We start from the raw sequence: 17,250 nt of genomic DNA, 5'->3' as shown, positions 1-17,250 counted from the left end.
TCTGATATGCCAACAGGTCCTGGATGAGCATTGTTAATTCCCGGATATGAGACAATGGCGCGCGCCAAATAAAATGGCTGCATATTAAATTGACCTGGAGATAAGCATGAAACGTTGTTTGTTAATCTGCGCAATATTGGGTGCGATGGCATCGGGTTCGGCGATGGCGAATGCCGATCTGGCAAAATCCAAGAATTGCATGGCCTGTCACTCGGTGGACAACAAAGTGGTTGGCCCGGCGTATAAAGATGTGGCGAAAAAATATGCAGGTCAGAAAGATGCTGAAGACAAATTGGTGCAGAAAGTATTGAAGGGCGGCGCCGGTGTTTGGGGGCCGGTCCCGATGCCTGCCAATGCGCAAGTGAGCGAGGCGGAAGCGCATACGCTGGTGAAATGGATATTGTCTTTGAAGTAAAAATAACGGAATAACGATGCTGGAGAAGGGCGCTCATTTGAGCGCCTTTTTTTACGGCTATCGTTATGCCAGCTTGGTGAGCATTTTCTGAGCGGGCAGAAAAAAAAAGCGTCCCGGCAATCAAGCCGGAACGCTTTCAGAACTGAAGTACAGGAAGCTTAGTGGGATACGTTCAGCAGCGTCCGTTTGCCGTCTTTGTACGTGTACAAGGTCACTGCACCGTTTTTGATATCGCCTTTATTGTCAAACCCGATCATGCCGGTTACGCCCTTGTGCTGGATCTTGGCCAATGCCGGCAGATATTTCTTCGGATCGGCAGAGCCGGCCTTTTGCATCGCATCAACCATCGTCATCACCGCATCGTAAGTATACGGAGCGTAGATCACGACTTCCTTGTCAAACCGTTTCTTGAAAGCGGCCTTGAAATCGTCCAGTCCTTTTTTCTCGGATTCGTCTATGCCGCCGGCTTCTGCGCAATACACTTGATCGTTGCTGAGGCCGTCAGCTGCCAGCTTCGGCAAGTCAGAGGTGCAGATCGCGTCGCCGCCCATGTACTTGGTTTTAATGCCGAGCGCTTTCATTTGTTTCAGCATCGGACCCGCACCAGTATCGAGTCCGCCAAAGAATACGACGTCAGGCTTTTTATCTTTGATCTTGGTCAGGATCGCATTGAAGTCAGTCGCCTTGTCATTGGTATATTCGGTTGCGACGACGGCTATGCCGTTAGCTTTGGCAATCTTGGCAAATTCCTCGGCCAGGCCCTGACCGTAGGCGGTGCGATCGTCGATCACGGCCGCATTTTTTAGATGCAGTGTTTTTGCAGCATAGCCAGCCAAGGCGCCACCCAGCTGGTTGTCGTTGGCGACTACCCGGAAGGTCGTGTTGAAGCCTTGCTGGGTGTATTTCGCGCTGGTGGTCGACGGCGAGATTTGCGGGATGCCTGCATCGTTATAAATCTTTGATGCAGGAATGGATGTACCTGAGTTGACGTGGCCAATCACGCCATTGACTTTGGCGTCGACCAGTTTTTGCGCTACTGCGGTGCCTTGTTTCGGATCGGATGCATCGTCCTCCGCCATCAATTCGAATTTAACTTTTTTGCCGCCGATCATGGTGCCTTTGGCATTCAATTCTTCGATCGCCATTCTGGCGCCGTTTTCGTTGTCCTTGCCAATGTGTGCGATGGGGCCGGTGATTGGACCGACGTGGGCGATCTTGACGATTTGCTCCTGGGCGTAAGCCGAACCTGCCAAGGCCAATGCGATTGCTCCAGCGAGTGGAATCATTTTGGTTTTGATCTGCACTACATTTCCTCCTAAGGATTTACAAAAAAATAATACGTGTCTTCGTCTTTTAGGTATTCAACTTCTGCAAGTTGCTCAGTGAATCTGAGTAGTCAAACGGTACAACATAACAAACAGTTCGCAAAGTGGTTTTGTGTGTTTTTTCCTGATAAATCCGGCAGCTTGATATACGTAAATCTGAAACGCGGCACAAGCTCCCGGTGCGGGCAGTAGTTCGGCAAGTGCAATCGATCAATGTGCGCTTGATATGGGAATGGGTTAAAAAAAAAGCGTCCCGACAATTTAGCCGGAACGCTTTTTAATTACGTTATCAAACCGATTATTTGGTGACGGCCAGGATCGTCCGTTTGCCGCCCTTGTAGGTGTACAAGGTCAATGTGCCTTCATTGATGTCGCCTTTGGCATCAAATGAAATGTCCCCGGTCACGCCCTTGTGATGAATCTTGGTCAGTTCAGGCAAGTATTTCTTCGGGTCGGAAGACTTGGCTTTTTGCATCGCATCAACCATGGTCATCACGGCATCGTAGGAGTACGGTGCATAGAGCTTGACTTCGGTTCCGTATTGTTTCTGGAACTTGGCCTTGAAATCGTCCAGGCCTTTTTTGTCTTTCTCTACGACGCCACCGGCTTCCGCACACACCACGTGATCGTCGATCAAGCCATCGCCGGCCAACTTGCCCAGTTCAGCTGTACAGAGGCCGTCGCCGCCCATGAATTTGGCATCGATGCCGAGCGCTTTCATTTGGCGCAGCATCGGGCCGCCAACTGCGTCCATGCCGCCAAAGAAAATCACGTCCGGCTTCTTGGCCTTGATCGAGGTCAGGATCGCGTTGAAGTCGGTTGCCTTGTCATTGGTGAATTGCTCGGCGACGATAGTCGCGCCGGCACCTTTGGCGCCCTTGCTGAATTCCTGGGCAACGCCTTGGCCGTAGGCCGTGCGGTCATCGATCACTGCAATATTCTTTGCGTGCGAGGTTTTTACCGCATAACGTCCCAGTGTGCCGCCTAGCTGGCCATCATTGGCAACGATGCGGAACGCGCTGTTAAAACCTTGTTGCGTGTATTTCGGGTTGGTTGCGGCTGGCGAAATTTGCGGGATGCCGGCTTCGAAGTAAATTTTTGAAGCAGGGATCGTGGTGCCGGAATTCAGGTGGCCGATCACGCCGTTGACTTTTGCATCAACCAGTTTTTGCGCCGCTGCGGTGCCTTGTTTTGGATCGGATGCATCGTCTTCCGCCAACAGCACGAATTTGACTTTTTTGCCATCGAGCATGACACCTTTGGCATTCAATTCTTCGATCGCCATTTTGGCGCCGTTTTCCATGTCTTTTCCGAGATGGGCGGAAGGGCCGGTAACGGGACCGACATGGCCGATTTTGACGATTTGTTCTTCCGCGTAAGCGGAGCCGGCGAAGGCCAATGCGATTGCGCCAGCCAATGGAATCATTGCGTTCTTGATCTGCACTACGTTTCTCCTAAGGATTATTTTTGATTGGTACTGCACTTGCCAATTCAATGTCTCATTCAGTTGCCCGAACCCGCAAACGGTACAGCATAAAAAATGGTTCGCAAAGGGGTTTTATGTCTTTTTTTTGCGCGGCGACAATGGCATCCGGGATGGTCTGAGCGTGAAGCGCTGAATCGCCGGCGGCATATTGCAGATAATAAAAAAGCGTTCCGGCAAATACCGGAACGCTTTTGGCTTGCAGCGCAAAACGATTATTTCGTCACTTCCAGCAGGGTGCGTTTGCCGTCCCTGTAGGTATACAAAGTCAAAGTGCCGTCCTTGATGTCGCCTTTGGCATCAAACGCAATCATGCCGGTCACGCCCTTGTGGTGGATCTTGGCCAGTTCGGGCAGATATTTTTTCGGATCGGCCGAGCCGGCTTTTTGCATTGCGTCAACCATCGTCATTAAAGCGTCATAGGTGTACGGCGCATAGATCACGACTTCCTGGCCGAACTTTTTCTGATAAGCAGCCTTGAAGTCTTCCAGCGCTTTTTTACCTTCCGCCGTTACACCGCCCGCTTCGGCGCAGACTACTTCATTGTCTTTCAGTCCGCTACCCGCCAGCTTGGCCAACTCTGTCGTGCAGAGGCCGTCGCCGCCCATGAACTTGGCTTTGAAGCCGAGCTGGTCCATTTGACGCAACATCGGACCGCCAACCGCATCCATGCCGCCGAAGAACACCAGGTCCGGTTTTTTGGCCTTGATCGAAGTCAGGATCGCATTGAAGTCGGTCGCCTTGTCGTTGGTGTACTGGCTTGCGACGATTTTGGCCCCGGCTTTCTGCGCGCCCTTGGTGAATTCTTCGGCAACCCCCTGACCGTAGGCAGTGCGGTCATCGATCACCGCAACAGTCTTTGCCTTCAGTTCTTTTGCCGCATATTTGCCCAGCGTGCCGCCCAGTTGACCATCGTTGGCGACCACGCGGAACGCCGTATTAAAGCCTTGCAGGGTGTATTTGGGGTTGGTGGCGGATGGGGAGATTTGCGGGATGCCGGCATCGAAGTAAATTTTCGACGCAGGGATCGTGGTGCCGGAATTCATGTGGCCGATCACGCCATTGACCTTGGCGTCGACCAGCTTTTGGGCCACCGCGGTTGCCTGCTTCGGATCGGATGCATCGTCCTCTGCCAGCATTTCGAATTTCACTTTTTTACCGCCGATCATGGTTCCTTTGGCATTCAATTCATCGATCGCCATCCTGGCGCCGTTTTCATTGTCTTTGCCGATGTGAGCGTTGGCGCCGGTGATAGGAGCTACGTGGCCGATTTTGACAACTTCCTCTTGCGCGTAAGCTGAGCCGGCAACAGCGAATACCGTTGCGACAGCGCCAACCAACGGAATCAATTTGGTCTTGATTTGCATGAGTTTTCTCCTGACGATTTAAAATAAAACAAAGCAATACATTTTCATCATCCGCTGTTTATTCAGTCACCCTGAACGTATTAACGTTACAACATAAAAAACGCTTCGCAAGAAGTTTCTGCGTTTACTTACAACATTCAATCACCCCGGCATGAGCAAAAACCACACACTAGATAAAGTCGACCGCAAGCTCTTGAATTTGCTGCAGCGCGACAACCAAATGCCGACCCGGACGCTGGCTGACAAAGCGCACATTTCCCAGCCAACCTGCTTGCGCCGCCTGCGCGACTTGCGCGAGGCCGGAGTCATCAGTGCCGATGTCTCGCTGGTCGATCCGTTCGCGCTGGGTTACGGCATGCTGGCCTTCCTGGAAATCTCGCTGAATAACCAATCCGACGAGCAGATGCAGGAATTCGAACTGCGCATGAACAAGGAAGTGGAGGTGATGCAGTGTTATTTCGTCTCGGGCGATTACGATTATTTTTTAGTCGTGCATGTGATTGATATGGATGCCTATTACCAGTTTGTGCGGCGGGTGATTTCCGGCTCCGGCAATGTGCGTCATTTTCAATCCCGCTTTCCAATGAAGCGTGCAAAATTCGTTACCAGGGTCGCGTTCGACGAAAAGGCCGCGGCGATCCAGGTGCGGGTAGCCAAATGATCTAACAGGTTCCTGAAAAACTCCTGCGCGATATCCTTGATGGATAAAAAAAAGACTGGTGCTGTTGTCAGCACCAGTCTTTTTATTTGACTGCTTTGTAACGGAAAGAAAGCTTTTAAGCTTTTGCGGTACGCGGCACCAATACTTGTCCGGGAGCCCTGCGCGGCACGCCGGTAAATGCAAAGTCGACTTCCGGCTGGCGTCCGGCGATGATCTCGGAGATGGCACGGCCGGAGCCGCAACCCATGGTCCAGCCGAGCGTGCCGTGGCCGGTGTTCAGGAACAGATTGCTGAACTTGGTTTTGCCGATATACGGGACGTTGGACGGGGTCAGTGGACGCAAGCCGGTCCAGTACACCGGGTTTTCGTAGTCGCAGGCGTCCGGGAACAACTCGCGGGTGCGGCGGGTAATGGCTTCGCAGCGGGTGGTGTTGAGTTCGCGGGTGTAGCCGTTGAGTTCGCAAGTGCCGGCCACGCGCAGTCGGTCTCCCAGGCGCGATACCACCAGTTTGTAACCGTCGTCGGTCAGCGATACGGTCGGCGCGGCGTCGGAATTGGTGACGCGGTAGGTGGCGGAGTAGCCCTTGCCCGGATAAATCATCAGGTCGATGCCGAGCGGCTTCAGCAGCGGTACCGAGAAACTGCCCATCGCGACCACGAAAGCGTCGGCGCGCAGCACTTGATGACGGCCGTCCGGATTGATGATTTCGACCCCGGTGATTTTGGCGCTGGCGCCGCTGCCTTCGGTAATCAGGCGTGTGATGCTGGTGTTGTACTGGAACTTGACGCCGGCTTCGGCTGCTTTGTTGGCCAGGCCAGAAGTGAATTTGTAGACATCGCCGGATTCATCGGTAGCGGTATAGTCGCCGCCGACAATCTTGTCGCGGATGCGCGCCAGCGCCGGCTCGATCTTGACCACTTCATCGGCGCTGATCGAGTCGCGCGGGCAACCGAGGTCGCGCATCAGTTTGGCGGCCGGTAACGAAGTGTCGAATTCTTTTTGATCGGTGTAGAAATGCAGGATGCCGCGCGTCAGGCAATCGTAATCGACCCCGGTTTCAGCGCGCACCGCTTGCAGGGTCTGACGGCTGTATTCGCAGATGGCGACGATTTGACGGATATTGTCGTTGGTGCGTGAAGGTGTGCATTCGCGCAGGAAATTCATTGCCCAGCGCCATTGCAGCCATTCCGGGCGGAAGCGGTACAGCAAGGGTGCATCTTCCTGTCCCAGCCATTTCAATACCTTCATTGGGGCTTGCGGGTTGGCCCACGGTTCGGCATGCGACACCGAGATTTGGCAACCGTTGGCAAAGCTGGTTTCTTGTGCCGCCCCTGGCTGGCGGTCGATCACGGTGACATCGTGACCTTCCTTGTTCAAGAACCAGGCAGAACTGGTTCCGATAATTCCAGCACCCAATACTATGACTTTCATTCGTCTCTCCAAATACACCGCAATTGTTAATTAATGGCGATATTGTAAGAAGATCCGTATTTTTTAGGCGATCAAATTGGGGCTTGGATTTTTTTGTTTTGACTATGGTGCTTATGTTTTTGATTGGAGATCAAAAAATAATTCCTAAATATTCGTTTTTTGCAATTTGGTCAGTTCCAGCGATATAGCCCGGCAAATAACTTCGTCCAAAGTGTGGTGCAAGCCGGTTCTTATCTGTTCCGCCATGCTTTCCACTGCAGTTTGCAAAACATCCGCCAAGCCGTCGCGAACCCGCTGTTCGATGACAAAATCGATCCGGTCGTGCAACTGTTGCAGTACTTTCTCTCTTACTTCAAGTTCAAGCCGCTCCCAATCGCGTTTGCTCAGCGTGATCTCGGCTTGTGGTTCGGCAATTTCTAATTCGCCGGCAGCAGCAGGGGCGCTGGGTACTGGCTGCACGGGGTTGTCCAAAAGGGGGATGTCGACCGGCTCGGGCACGGTCGGTTCGATGACCTCGGTCAGCAATGGAATGCTGGCGTCAAGCTTGCTGTTGGTCATGGCTGCTTCCAATTTCTATTTTTCGTGCCGGTTTTCATACATTCTCCGCAACAAAATGCGTCAGCGGATAACCGCGTTGCTGGTAAAAGCGGTAGCGCTCGCGACCGCCGGATTTATCGGTTTCATCCAGCGAGATAATTTCGAACATGCGTTCGAAGCGGGCGAAATGCGCCGGCACTCTCGCCGATAAGTTGATCAATACATGGTGATGCGGCAAGTCCGCCGCATCGTCGTCGGTCAGGACCACTGGCGTCTGCGCTGCCAGCGGATCGCCTGCTCTGACATGCGGTAGGAAATCAAGCTCGGAAAAAGTCCACAGCGCCCGATCCAGCGCTGCCAGCTCGTCCGGGTTGTCGCCCAATATGACGATCTGGCATTGCGCCGCACGCGCTTTGCGTACCAGACGGCAGGTGTACAGGACTTTATCCGCAATGTTGGTGTGGAAATCGATTTGCGTCATTGGGAGTCTCTAAAAACCTACTGCAGGGTTTGGCAAACCCGCCAATCTCGGGGCTGCAGGGGGGCATATTCGTCACCGTACATTCGTACGGCTCCGCTTCTCGCCCCGACTTTGGGCCGCTCGCTACGGTTTTTAGAGGCGCCCATCGGTCAGGTCTGCCTGCGAAGGCTGCAAAGCGGGTCATGAGAACGTGAATTAGAACCGGAATCCGGGTGGGGCGTTGCCTGCGGCGGGTAGCGGCTCGCTGTGGCCGGTATGGGCGCTGCTTGCTTCAGTCGCGGCTTTCTTGGCCGAGCTGGCGCTTGGGGCGGCTGCCGCAGCCGGGGCGTTCTTATAATTCTTGGGCAGCTGATTGCTCTTTGGATAGCCCGCTGCGCTCAGTGCGGTGTTCCAGGCACCCGCCTCGAAACTGCTTTCCTTGCTGCGCCCAACCATCAGCACCGGCAAATGATTTTCGCCGGTGGTTTTCTGCAGCATGGCGATATCGTCATTGGTTTTGATGGTTTTTTCGCTGAACGGAATGCCGCGGCTGCTGAGCAGCTTGCGGCCATCGTCGCAAGGAATGCATTTGTCGCCGGTATATAAGATGACTGGACTATTCTTGACCGCTTGCGCCAGTTCATACGGCAGACCGTCGCTGTCGTCGCTGCCGCCATTGGCGGTCTTCTTCTGGACCACGTTGCCGGTTGCGGGCGGGGTGTCGCTGTAGGTGACTTTGCCGTCCGGGCCGGTCGATTTGTAAAGTTGCGCCTGCGCGCTTGTTGCCATCAATAGACAAACCAGTGAAAGAATCGGTGCAGCCAATTTCATCTTTTTTCCCTTTTCAGTATGACTCGCCGCGTGTGCGGCGAAAATGATGTGCGTGTTGCCTGATATTTTTAAGCAGCAACCATGCCACTATGCCGCAGCAGCGCGTCGATGCTGGGCTCGCGTCCGCGGAATGCCTTGAACGATTCGAGCGCCGGGCGCGAGCCGCCGACGGCCAGGATTTCATCCTGGAATTTCTTGCCGGTTGCCGCCGAGACCACATTGCCGCTGCCGGCCGCGGCTTCTTCGAACGCGCTGTAGGCATCGGCCGACAATACTTCGGCCCATTTGTAGCTGTAGTAGCCGGCCGCATAGCCGCCGGCGAAGATATGGCTGAACGCGTGCTGGAAGCGATTGAACGATGGCGGATGGATGACGGCGATCTTGGCCCGGACCTGGTCGATCAGTTGCTGCACTGTCTGGCTGCCATACGGATCGTAGTCATCATGCAGGCGCATGTCGAACAGTGAAAATTCCACCTGGCGCAGGGTTTGCAGGCCCGACTGGAAATTCTTGGCGGCGATCATCTTGTCGAACAGCGCGCGCGGCAACGGCTGGCCGGACTCCGCCTCGGCCGTCAGGTATTGCAGCACGTCCCATTCCCAGCAAAAATTTTCCATGAATTGCGACGGCAGCTCGACCGCATCCCATTCGACGCCGGAAATGCCGGACACGCCGATCTCGTCGACCTGGGTCAGCATGTGGTGCAAGCCATGCCCGAATTCGTGAAACAGGGTGATCACTTCATCGTGCGTAAACAGGGCTGGCTTGGTCTTGCCGTCGACCACCGAAGGCGCAGTGAAATTGCAGGTCAGATAGGCGATCGGCGTTTGTATTTGATCGCCGAGGCGGCGCCGGGCACGAGCGTCGTCCATCCAGGCGCCGCCGCGCTTGCCATTGCGCGCATACAGGTCGAGATAGAACTGGCCGATCAGCTTGCCGTCTTTTTGAATCCGGAAAAATTTGACGTCCGGATGCCAGACCGGCGCTTGGTCGGCGGTGATGTCGACTGAAAACAGTTGCTGCACCAGGTGGAACAAGCCATTCACGACCTTGGGTTCAGGGAAGTATTGTTTGACTTCCTGTTCCGAGAAGGCGTAACGCTGTTCGCGCAGTTTTTCCGCAACGTAAGCGAAGTCCCATGCTTCAAGCGCTTCTAACCCGAGATGTTGTTTGGCGAAGGCACGCAATTCGGCCAGATCCTGCTCCGCGAACGGACGCGCGCGGCGGCCCAGATCTTCCAGGAATCCGATCACTTCTTGCGGTGTTTGCGCCATTTTCGGCACCAGCGACAACTCGGCGTAATTATGGAAATCGAGCAGTTTCGCTTCTTCATTGCGCAGGCGCAGAATCTCGACGATGTTGCCGCTATTGTCCCATTCCGGCTTCTCGCCCAGATCGGATGCCTTGGTCGTATTGGCGCGATACACGGTTTCGCGCAACGCACGGTTGTCGGCGTACTGCAGGATCGGGAAGTAGGAAGGGAAGTGCAGCGTAAATTTGAATCCCGGCTTATCGTCCCGCTCGGCTGCGGCCCGCGCCGCCTGTTTGACATCGTCCGGCAGCCCGGCCAGTTCCGCTTCGTCGCTGATCCACAAGCCGTAGGCGTTGGTGGCGTCCAGGATGTTTTCGGAAAACTTGGTGGTCAGTGCCGCATGCTGTTCCTGGATCTCGGCAAAGCGCGCTTTGGGCGCATCCGCCAACTCGGCCCCGCCCAGCCTGAAATCGCGCAAGGCGTTGTCGACGATCTTCTGGCGCGCTGCTGACAGCGTCGAAAAGTCGGCGCTGTTCTTGATCGCCTTGTATTTGTCGAACAGCGCCAGGTTTTGCGCCAGCGCGGTCCAGAATTCGATCAGTTTCGGTTGGTTCTCGTTATACGCGGCACGCAGCTCCGGCGTATCCACCACCGCATTCAAATGACTGACGATGCCCCAGGCGCGGCCCAGTTTTTCGGTCGCGCTTTCGAGCGGATCGACGAAATTCTGCCAAGTCACCGGCGCCAGCGGCGCTTCCAGTTGGGTGACCACCGCCTGTGCCTGTTCCAGCAAAGTCTGGACCGCGGGCGTGATATGGGCCGGCTTGATGACGTCGAATTGCGCCAGACCGGAAAAATCGAGCAGGGGATTGGCAGATGCAGCGCTGGTGGTGGATGTCATTGTGATTAGTTTCTTTCTGCGGCTTCAATCGTATTGACCAGCAACATGGTGATGGTCATCGGCCCGACGCCGCCTGGCACCGGGGTGATATAACCAGCGACTTCCTTGGCATTGGCAAAATCGACATCGCCGCACAGCTTGCCGTGATCGTCGCGGTTCATGCCGACGTCAATCACTGCGGCGCCCGGTTTGATCATGTCGGCGGTGACGATATTGCGCTTGCCGGTAGCCACCACCAGGATGTCGGCCTGGCGCGTGTGCTGTCCGAGGTCGCGGGTCTTGGAGTTGCAAATGGTGACGGTGGCGCCGGCTTGCAAGAGCAGCATGGCCTGCGGTTTGCCGACGATATTGGAGGCGCCGACGATAACGGCATGGGCGCCGCGCACCGGATAGTTGACCGATTCCAGCATCTTCATCACGCCGTACGGGGTGCAGGGACGGAACAGAGGTTGACCGGTCATCAGCAGACCGGCGTTGCTGATGTGGAAACCGTCCACGTCTTTTTCCGGCGCGATGGCCTCGATCACCTTGTGCGCATCGATGTGCGCTGGCAGCGGCAATTGCACCAGGATGCCGTTGATCTTCGGATCGTGATTCAGCGCATCGATGCGGGCCAGCAAGGCCTCTTCCGTCAACTCGGCATCGTATTTTTCAAATACCGAATGCAAGCCGTTGTCTTGACAGGCCTTGACCTTGTTGCGGACATAAACCTGCGATGCCGGACTGTCGCCGACCAGGATCACTGCCAAGCCGGGCTGTTTGCCCTGTGCGGTCAGTGCGGCAGCGCGTTGGGCGACGTCGGCGCGCAGTTGTTGTGAAAGGAGGTTTCCGTCGATAAGTTGGGCTGGCATGGTGGTGGCGAGAGAAAGCTGTTCAAAACAGGATTATAAAGGGTGAGCGCATCATATTTCGGTGCTTGTAGCGAGATCCTTGCGGTTTCCTGTCAAATTGTCGGCCCTTGTTGATTTGCCAAGCGGCGCGCTGGCAAGCTGTGATTTTTGCGAGCTGGGGCGGATGTCAAATGCTGTTAAGGGGCGGCTCAACGCAATTTTTTGTTTTCGGCTATTCTCGCGTTCTACGACCTGCCGGACCTTTGGTTTTAATAAGAAAAACAACCTGAACTGACGAATTTGAAAAAGGGATGCCGAATTGAACCATCACTACCTGCGCCGCCTGGCGCTACTGGGAGAGCCTCAGCATCGCGCGCTGCTTGGTCAGGGACTGCGCGGCATAGAGCGGGAAACTTTGCGCGTCGATGCCGACGGCAAGCTGGCGCTGACACCGCATTCGCGGACGCTCGGTTCGGCTCTGACGCATCCGCAGATTACGACCGATTATTCGGAATCGCTGCTCGAGTTCATCACCCCCGCCGAGCATGACATCGCGACCGCATTGACCGAGCTGGATGCGGTGCATCGCTTTGTATATTCCAAACTGGGCGACGAACTGTTGTGGAGCCAGTCGATGCCGGCGTATCTGCCGGCGGAGGAACAGATTCCGATCGCCTGGTACGGGACTTCGCACATCGGCATGCTGAAGCATGTCTACCGGCGCGGCCTGGCGCTGCGCTACGGCAAGCGGATGCAGTGCATCGCCGGTATTCATTACAACTATTCCCTGGCCGGAGGGTTGTGGCAGGTCTTGCAACAGGACGAGGGCGACAGCACCACGGCGGTCAATTTTCAGTCGGAAAAATATTTTGCGCTGATTCGCAATTTCCGCCGTTACAGCTGGCTGCTGATGTATCTGTTCGGCGCCTCGCCGGCCTTGTCCACCTGTTTCCTGAACGGTCGCGAGCATCGCCTCGACACGCTGGACCAGGACACGCTGTATCTGCCGTATGCCACCAGCTTGCGGATGAGCGACCTGGGCTACCAGAGCAAGGCGCAAGAGCGCCTGACGCCGCACTTCAACTGCCTCGACAGCTATATCAAAAGCCTGTCATGCGCGGTCAGCCAGCCGTATCCGCCGTATGCCGAGATCGGCACCCACCGCAACGGCGAATGGATCCAGATCAATACCAACATCTTGCAGATCGAGAACGAGTATTACTCGACGATTCGTCCGAAGCGGGTGATCAACACCGGCGAACGTCCGATCCAGGCCTTGTCGGCGCGCGGGGTTCAATACATTGAAGTGCGCTGCATGGATATCGATCCGTTCGAACCGATGGGCATCAACCTCGAAACCTCGCGCTTCCTGGATGCGTTCTTGCTGTTTTGCGCGCTCGACGACAGTCCGCTGACCAGCGACGAAGAGAGCCTGGAAAATACCGAGAATTTCGCGCGTGCGGTCAAGGAAGGGCGGCGTCCCGGCCTGCAATTGCAACGCAATGGCGTGCCGATCACGCTGCAGGACTGGGGCCTGGAATTGCTGGACCGGATCGCGCCCGCTGCCGCGCTGCTCGACGACCAGCGCAGCGACGCCGTGCATGCCGCATCGCTGGCGCAGCAACGGCGCAAGCTGGAACAGGTCGAACTGACGCCATCGGCACGGGTGCTGGCGATTTTGCAACAGAATCAAGAGTCGTTTGCCAGCTTTGCGCTGCGTCAGACCAAGGCGCATGCAGCGCATTTCCGCGCGCAACCGCCCAGCGCCGAAGAGCTTGCGTATTTCGAAGGTTTGGCGACGACCTCGCTGGCCGAGCAGGACAGCCTGGAGCGTAGTCAGACCGGTGATTTCGATACCTTTGTGGCGGCTTATAGGGCCAGTACCCTCTGTATGAGCGTTTAAATGCCACCTCTAAAAACCTACTGCGCGGCCCAATCTCGGGGCTGCGATGCTCACCCGCTCCGTACGGCTGCAGGTGTTGCAACTTCGTCGCCCCGACCTTGGGCCGCTCGCTACGGTTTTTAGAGGTGGCTGGAAGCAAGCGGCTGTCGGGGAGATGCATATCAACGCAAATCCCCGGCGGCTTTAAAAATCTCAACTAGATTGCTTGCAATTTAATTTGTGACGACATATTATTCAGCACATGGAAACCAAGCGATCCCACCAGCCAGTCAGTCAGATCCCGCCGGAGCTGTTCGGTCCGGACAGTTTGCTGCTGGATAACCAGTTGTGCTTTGCGCTGTATTCGGCATCGTTGACGATGACCAAGATTTATAAGCCGCTGCTGCAAAAGATGGGACTGACTTACCCGCAGTACCTGGTGTTGCTGACTTTGTGGGAGCGCGATGGCGTGACCGTGTCGGATGTCGGCGAGCGCTTGTTTCTCGATTCCGGCACCCTGACGCCGCTGTTGAAGCGGCTTGAGGCCAGCGGTCTGGTGCGGCGGCAACGTGCCAGCCGGGACGAGCGGCAAGTGATCGTCAGCCTGACCGATGCCGGCAAAGAATTGCGGCAGCAGGCGCAGGACATACCGCAGCAGGTCAGTTGCGCGGCGCAATGCTCATTGGATGAGTTGATGGCGCTTACCAAGCAATTACAACGGCTGCGCGCCGAGATGGCGGACAATATCGGCTAGCGGCACAATGCCGATTTTTTGATGTGATTTAAGTTGTGCACAATTTAATTGTGAGATTTATTGTTACCCTTTTTTATCCGGATCGTCAGTGCGGCCGGCTGATTCGATCCAACGGATCTTCCATACGGCCATTAAAGGAAATCATCATGACAGTCGAAAAAGTTCTGTATCAAGCAAAAGCCACCGCAACCGGCGGCCGCGATGGCCGCGCTGTGTCGTCCGACAGCGTGCTGGATGTCAAACTGACCACCCCGAAAGAATTGGGCGGCGCCGGCGGCGTAGGCACCAATCCAGAGCAATTGTTTGCGGCCGGTTATTCCGCCTGCTTTATCGGCGCCATGAAGTTTGTCGCGTCGCAGGAAAAAATCGCATTGCCAGCCGACCTTTCCATCACCGGCCTGGTCGGCATCGGCCAGATTCCCGGCGGTTTCGGGATTGAAGTCGAGCTGCAAATTGCATTGCCGGGCATGGACGCCGGCGCGGCCCGGGCGCTGGTCGACAAGGCGCACAAGGTTTGCCCGTATTCGAATGCCACCCGCGGCAATGTCGATGTGACGCTGACGCTGGTCTGATAGATCAAGCCTGGATGCTGCGGCCGTCAGAGCCGCAGCGTGTCTTTCACCGAAGTGCCCAAAGATTACTTCTTGTTGATCTCGTGGCCTATGACGCCGCCGACTACCGCGCCGCCGACAGTTCCGGCAGTACTGCCGCCGGTCAGGACCGCGCCGCCGACTGCACCTACGCCGGCGCCAACCGCCGTATTCTGGCCGGTTCTAGACATCCCGGCACAAGCGCCTAAACTGACTAGCATTGCTACGGTAACGACGCTGGTGGTCAATCTTTGTGTCGTTTTCATTGGAGCACCTCTTTGGAAACGTTGAGTGACGGGAATTTGTGCCATATCGAGCAAGGGCACGCAGCAGTCCGCTATCCCGATTGATTTAACCCTACCGCGCGCGCACTCCGGCGTCTGTACGCTATCGCACAAAGCGGCGGCCGGACTGCAACGCACCGAAAATCGTGCAAATGCGACATAAATTTGAGGCGCATTATGTCCAACCAGCATCCTTCCATTCAAAACCATCTGCTGGCTGCCTTGCCCGAAGTGGATTTCGAGCGACTGACTTCGGATCTGGAACCGGTGTCGATGGCGCTCGGCGAAATCCTCAACGAACCCGGTGACCAGTTGCAGCACGTCTACTTCCCCACAACCGCCATCGTGTCCCTGCTGTACGTCATGCAGGACGGCGCACTGGCGGAAATCGCGATGGTCGGCAATGAGGGCATCGTCGGCGCCTCGCTGTTCATGGGCGGTCAGCCTTCGCCCAGCCGGGCCGTCGTGCAAAGCGAGGGCAGCGCTTATCGGCTGCCGGCGCAACTGCTGATGGACGAATTCAATCGCGGCGGGTCGCTATCGCATCTGCTGCTGCGCTATACCCAAGCCTTGATCACCCAAATCTCCCAAACCGCGGCATGCAATCGGCATCATTCGGTGGAACAGCAACTATGCCGCTGGTTGTTATCAAGCCTCGATCGCCTGACGTCGAATGAATTGGCGATGACCCAGGAAGTGATTGCCAACATGCTCGGGGTGCGGCGCGAAGGCGTCACCGAGGCCGCCGGAAAATTACAGCAACTTGGTTTGATCCGCTACAGCCGCGGCCACATCGAAGTGCTCGATCGACAGGGATTGGAAGCCCGGGTTTGCGAGTGCTACGAGGTACTCAAGAAAGAATCCGATCACCTGCTTTCCGATATACAGAATTCTCAGGCGATTGATTCCTGATCCGTCGATGTCTAGCGGCGCGAACCTGTAAAAACTACCTGCTTACGAACCTGCTTGCATTAATGCAATATCCCCGTAGGTTCGCCAATTATGTGCGCGCGCACATAATTTTCCGGCCCATGTTTACCGGTCTGTAAAAATTGGCAGTCATACATATTGCTGCAATTGAAATCCACTTGTCATTATTCGAAGGAGTAGAAATGCTAGTTAAGAATAGTTGGTACATCGCGGCTTACAGTAACGAGATCAAACGGGAGTTATTCGCGCGCACGCTGGTGGGGGAGCCGGTTCTGATGTATCGCAAGCTGGATGGCAGCATTGCCGCAATCGCCGATCGTTGCAGTCACCGCCGGGTCTCGCTGTCCAGGGGCAAGTTGATCGACGACCGGGTGCAGTGCACCTATCACGGATTGGAATTCAATCACGCAGGGGAATGCGTGCGGATCCCGGGGCAGGACGCGATTCCGCAAAGAGCTTGCATCAGGTCCTATCCGGTGGCTGAAAAAGACGGTTTCGTCTGGCTCTGGCCGGGCGATGCCAGCCTGGCCGCGGATCACCCTGTGCCGGATTATTTCATGCGCTCGTCGCCGCGTTATGAAGGCAAGACATTTTTCACGCCGGTCAAAGGCGACTATTTGCTGGCGATCGAGAACCTGCTCGACCTGACCCATTTGCCGCACGTGCATCCGCAAGCTTTCGAGGCCGACATCAGTAATTTCCACCCGAAGGTGAAGGTCGAAGAAAACCTGATCACCGCGACCCGCACGTTGTCCGATGTGCCGAATCTGCCGATGTACATTCCGGCCATGGGCATTGACCGGGTCGACCGGATCCAGGTGGCGACGTTCGCGCCGGGCGGCAATTTGCGGGTCGATTCGATTATCCGGCCGGTCGGTTCCGACGATCTGTCGAAAGCGCTGACCGTCTACATCTTTGTCCAGGTAACGCCGGAAACCGACACCACCCACTTCGCCTACACCGGCCTGTACCGCGATTTCGCGCTCGGCAATCCGGCGCTGACCGACAAGCTGCACGAGGAATTCATCGAAGTGGTATTGCAAGACACCAGCATCATCGAGCACCAGCAGAGAAACCACGAGCAGGACGGCTCCGACGTGAAGGTGATTGATATCCTGGTCGACCATGCATCTCTGGCGGCACGCAGGATAGTGCGCAGAATGTATGAGCAGGAACAGGCGCAAGCCGCGCCGGCGGCATTACAAAAGAAGGCGCTTGCCATCTTGACGCCGGAGCAGGCGGCGGCGGGGACGCGTTTGCAATAAACGGCGTGTGATTTGAGCTTCGGAATGCCGGGCCTGCGTGGCCCGGCAAAT

At 55.8% G+C, this 17,250-nt stretch carries 17 protein-coding genes; 7 read left to right on the top strand and 10 right to left on the bottom strand.

Annotated elements, in window-relative coordinates; genetic code table 11:
• Positions 1 to 106: 106 nt before the first annotated feature.
• The gene (locus ACFPM8_RS19195; RefSeq protein ID WP_378999940.1) at positions 107 to 415 is read left to right on the top strand and encodes a c-type cytochrome; all 309 of its coding nucleotides are present in this window, start codon (positions 107 to 109) and stop codon (positions 413 to 415) included.
• Between the two features lie 158 nt (positions 416 to 573).
• Here the strand turns inward: ACFPM8_RS19195 and ACFPM8_RS19190 are convergent, their stop codons facing one another.
• The 3 genes from ACFPM8_RS19190 to ACFPM8_RS19180 form a co-directional block, all read right to left on the bottom strand.
• The gene (locus tag ACFPM8_RS19190) at positions 574 to 1,701 is read right to left on the bottom strand and encodes a branched-chain amino acid ABC transporter substrate-binding protein (protein WP_379000260.1); all 1,128 of its coding nucleotides are present in this window, start codon (positions 1,699 to 1,701) and stop codon (positions 574 to 576) included.
• 337 nt (positions 1,702 to 2,038) lie between these two features.
• Positions 2,039 to 3,166 carry a branched-chain amino acid ABC transporter substrate-binding protein gene (locus tag ACFPM8_RS19185; RefSeq protein WP_379000258.1) on the bottom strand — a complete coding sequence of 376 codons (1,128 nt, stop codon included), beginning with the start codon at positions 3,164 to 3,166 and terminating at the stop codon, positions 2,039 to 2,041.
• A 272-nt stretch (positions 3,167 to 3,438) separates the two neighbouring features.
• On the bottom strand, positions 3,439 to 4,590 hold the full coding sequence (locus ACFPM8_RS19180; protein WP_378999938.1) for a branched-chain amino acid ABC transporter substrate-binding protein: 1,152 nt from the start codon (positions 4,588 to 4,590) through the stop codon (positions 3,439 to 3,441).
• A gap of 151 nt (positions 4,591 to 4,741) precedes the next feature.
• Here ACFPM8_RS19180 and ACFPM8_RS19175 point away from each other — a divergent pair, with 151 nt between their 5' ends.
• On the top strand, positions 4,742 to 5,251 hold the full coding sequence (locus tag ACFPM8_RS19175) for an Lrp/AsnC family transcriptional regulator (RefSeq protein ID WP_378999936.1): 510 nt from the start codon (positions 4,742 to 4,744) through the stop codon (positions 5,249 to 5,251).
• Between the two features lie 115 nt (positions 5,252 to 5,366).
• Here the strand turns inward: ACFPM8_RS19175 and ACFPM8_RS19170 are convergent, their stop codons facing one another.
• From ACFPM8_RS19170 to folD, 6 genes are all read right to left on the bottom strand, one after another.
• Entirely contained in the window at positions 5,367 to 6,683 is a 1,317-nt protein-coding gene (locus ACFPM8_RS19170; protein ID WP_378999934.1) for a D-amino acid dehydrogenase, read from the bottom strand.
• Between the two features lie 144 nt (positions 6,684 to 6,827).
• The gene (locus tag ACFPM8_RS19165; protein ID WP_378999933.1) at positions 6,828 to 7,241 is read right to left on the bottom strand and encodes a hypothetical protein; all 414 of its coding nucleotides are present in this window, start codon (positions 7,239 to 7,241) and stop codon (positions 6,828 to 6,830) included.
• 34 nt (positions 7,242 to 7,275) lie between these two features.
• Positions 7,276 to 7,701, bottom strand: a complete 426-nt coding sequence (locus ACFPM8_RS19160) for a DNA polymerase III subunit chi (protein ID WP_378999931.1) — start codon at positions 7,699 to 7,701, stop codon at positions 7,276 to 7,278.
• 195 nt (positions 7,702 to 7,896) lie between these two features.
• Positions 7,897 to 8,511: a glutaredoxin family protein gene (locus ACFPM8_RS19155; RefSeq protein WP_378999929.1), complete on the bottom strand. Its 615-nt coding sequence runs from the start codon at positions 8,509 to 8,511 to the stop codon at positions 7,897 to 7,899.
• 68 nt (positions 8,512 to 8,579) lie between these two features.
• Entirely contained in the window at positions 8,580 to 10,664 is a 2,085-nt protein-coding gene (locus tag ACFPM8_RS19150) for a M3 family metallopeptidase (protein ID WP_378999927.1), read from the bottom strand.
• A 5-nt stretch (positions 10,665 to 10,669) separates the two neighbouring features.
• A complete protein-coding gene (gene folD, locus ACFPM8_RS19145; protein WP_378999926.1) occupies positions 10,670 to 11,515 on the bottom strand; it encodes a bifunctional methylenetetrahydrofolate dehydrogenase/methenyltetrahydrofolate cyclohydrolase FolD in 846 nt (281 codons plus the stop codon).
• A gap of 298 nt (positions 11,516 to 11,813) precedes the next feature.
• Here folD and gshA point away from each other — a divergent pair, with 298 nt between their 5' ends.
• The 3 genes from gshA to ACFPM8_RS19130 all read left to right on the top strand — a co-directional run bounded on the left by gshA (position 11,814) and on the right by ACFPM8_RS19130 (position 14,702).
• Complete coding sequence (gene gshA, locus ACFPM8_RS19140) at positions 11,814 to 13,397, top strand: glutamate--cysteine ligase (RefSeq protein WP_378999924.1); 1,584 nt, start codon at positions 11,814 to 11,816, stop codon at positions 13,395 to 13,397.
• Positions 13,398 to 13,638: 241 nt separating this feature from the next.
• Complete coding sequence (locus tag ACFPM8_RS19135) at positions 13,639 to 14,130, top strand: MarR family winged helix-turn-helix transcriptional regulator (RefSeq protein WP_378999922.1); 492 nt, start codon at positions 13,639 to 13,641, stop codon at positions 14,128 to 14,130.
• 146 nt (positions 14,131 to 14,276) lie between these two features.
• Positions 14,277 to 14,702 (top strand): organic hydroperoxide resistance protein, encoded by a 426-nt coding sequence (locus tag ACFPM8_RS19130; RefSeq protein WP_378999921.1) that lies wholly within the window; start codon positions 14,277 to 14,279, stop codon positions 14,700 to 14,702.
• A gap of 65 nt (positions 14,703 to 14,767) precedes the next feature.
• On the opposite strand, the gene ACFPM8_RS19125 is transcribed toward ACFPM8_RS19130, so the two are convergent.
• On the bottom strand, positions 14,768 to 14,986 hold the full coding sequence (locus tag ACFPM8_RS19125) for a glycine zipper 2TM domain-containing protein (RefSeq protein ID WP_378999919.1): 219 nt from the start codon (positions 14,984 to 14,986) through the stop codon (positions 14,768 to 14,770).
• 195 nt (positions 14,987 to 15,181) lie between these two features.
• On the opposite strand from ACFPM8_RS19125, the gene ACFPM8_RS19120 reads away from it, so the two are divergent.
• Entirely contained in the window at positions 15,182 to 15,916 is a 735-nt protein-coding gene (locus ACFPM8_RS19120) for a Crp/Fnr family transcriptional regulator (protein WP_378999918.1), read from the top strand.
• Between the two features lie 200 nt (positions 15,917 to 16,116).
• A complete protein-coding gene (locus ACFPM8_RS19115) occupies positions 16,117 to 17,199 on the top strand; it encodes an aromatic ring-hydroxylating dioxygenase subunit alpha (RefSeq protein WP_378999917.1) in 1,083 nt (360 codons plus the stop codon).
• Positions 17,200 to 17,250: the final 51 nt, after the last annotated feature.

It is taken from the genome of Paraherbaspirillum soli, assembly GCF_042654985.1.
Taxonomy (GTDB): Bacteria; Pseudomonadota; Gammaproteobacteria; order Burkholderiales; family Burkholderiaceae_D; genus Paraherbaspirillum; species Paraherbaspirillum soli.
This window is presented reverse-complemented; position numbering and strand designations above follow the sequence as displayed.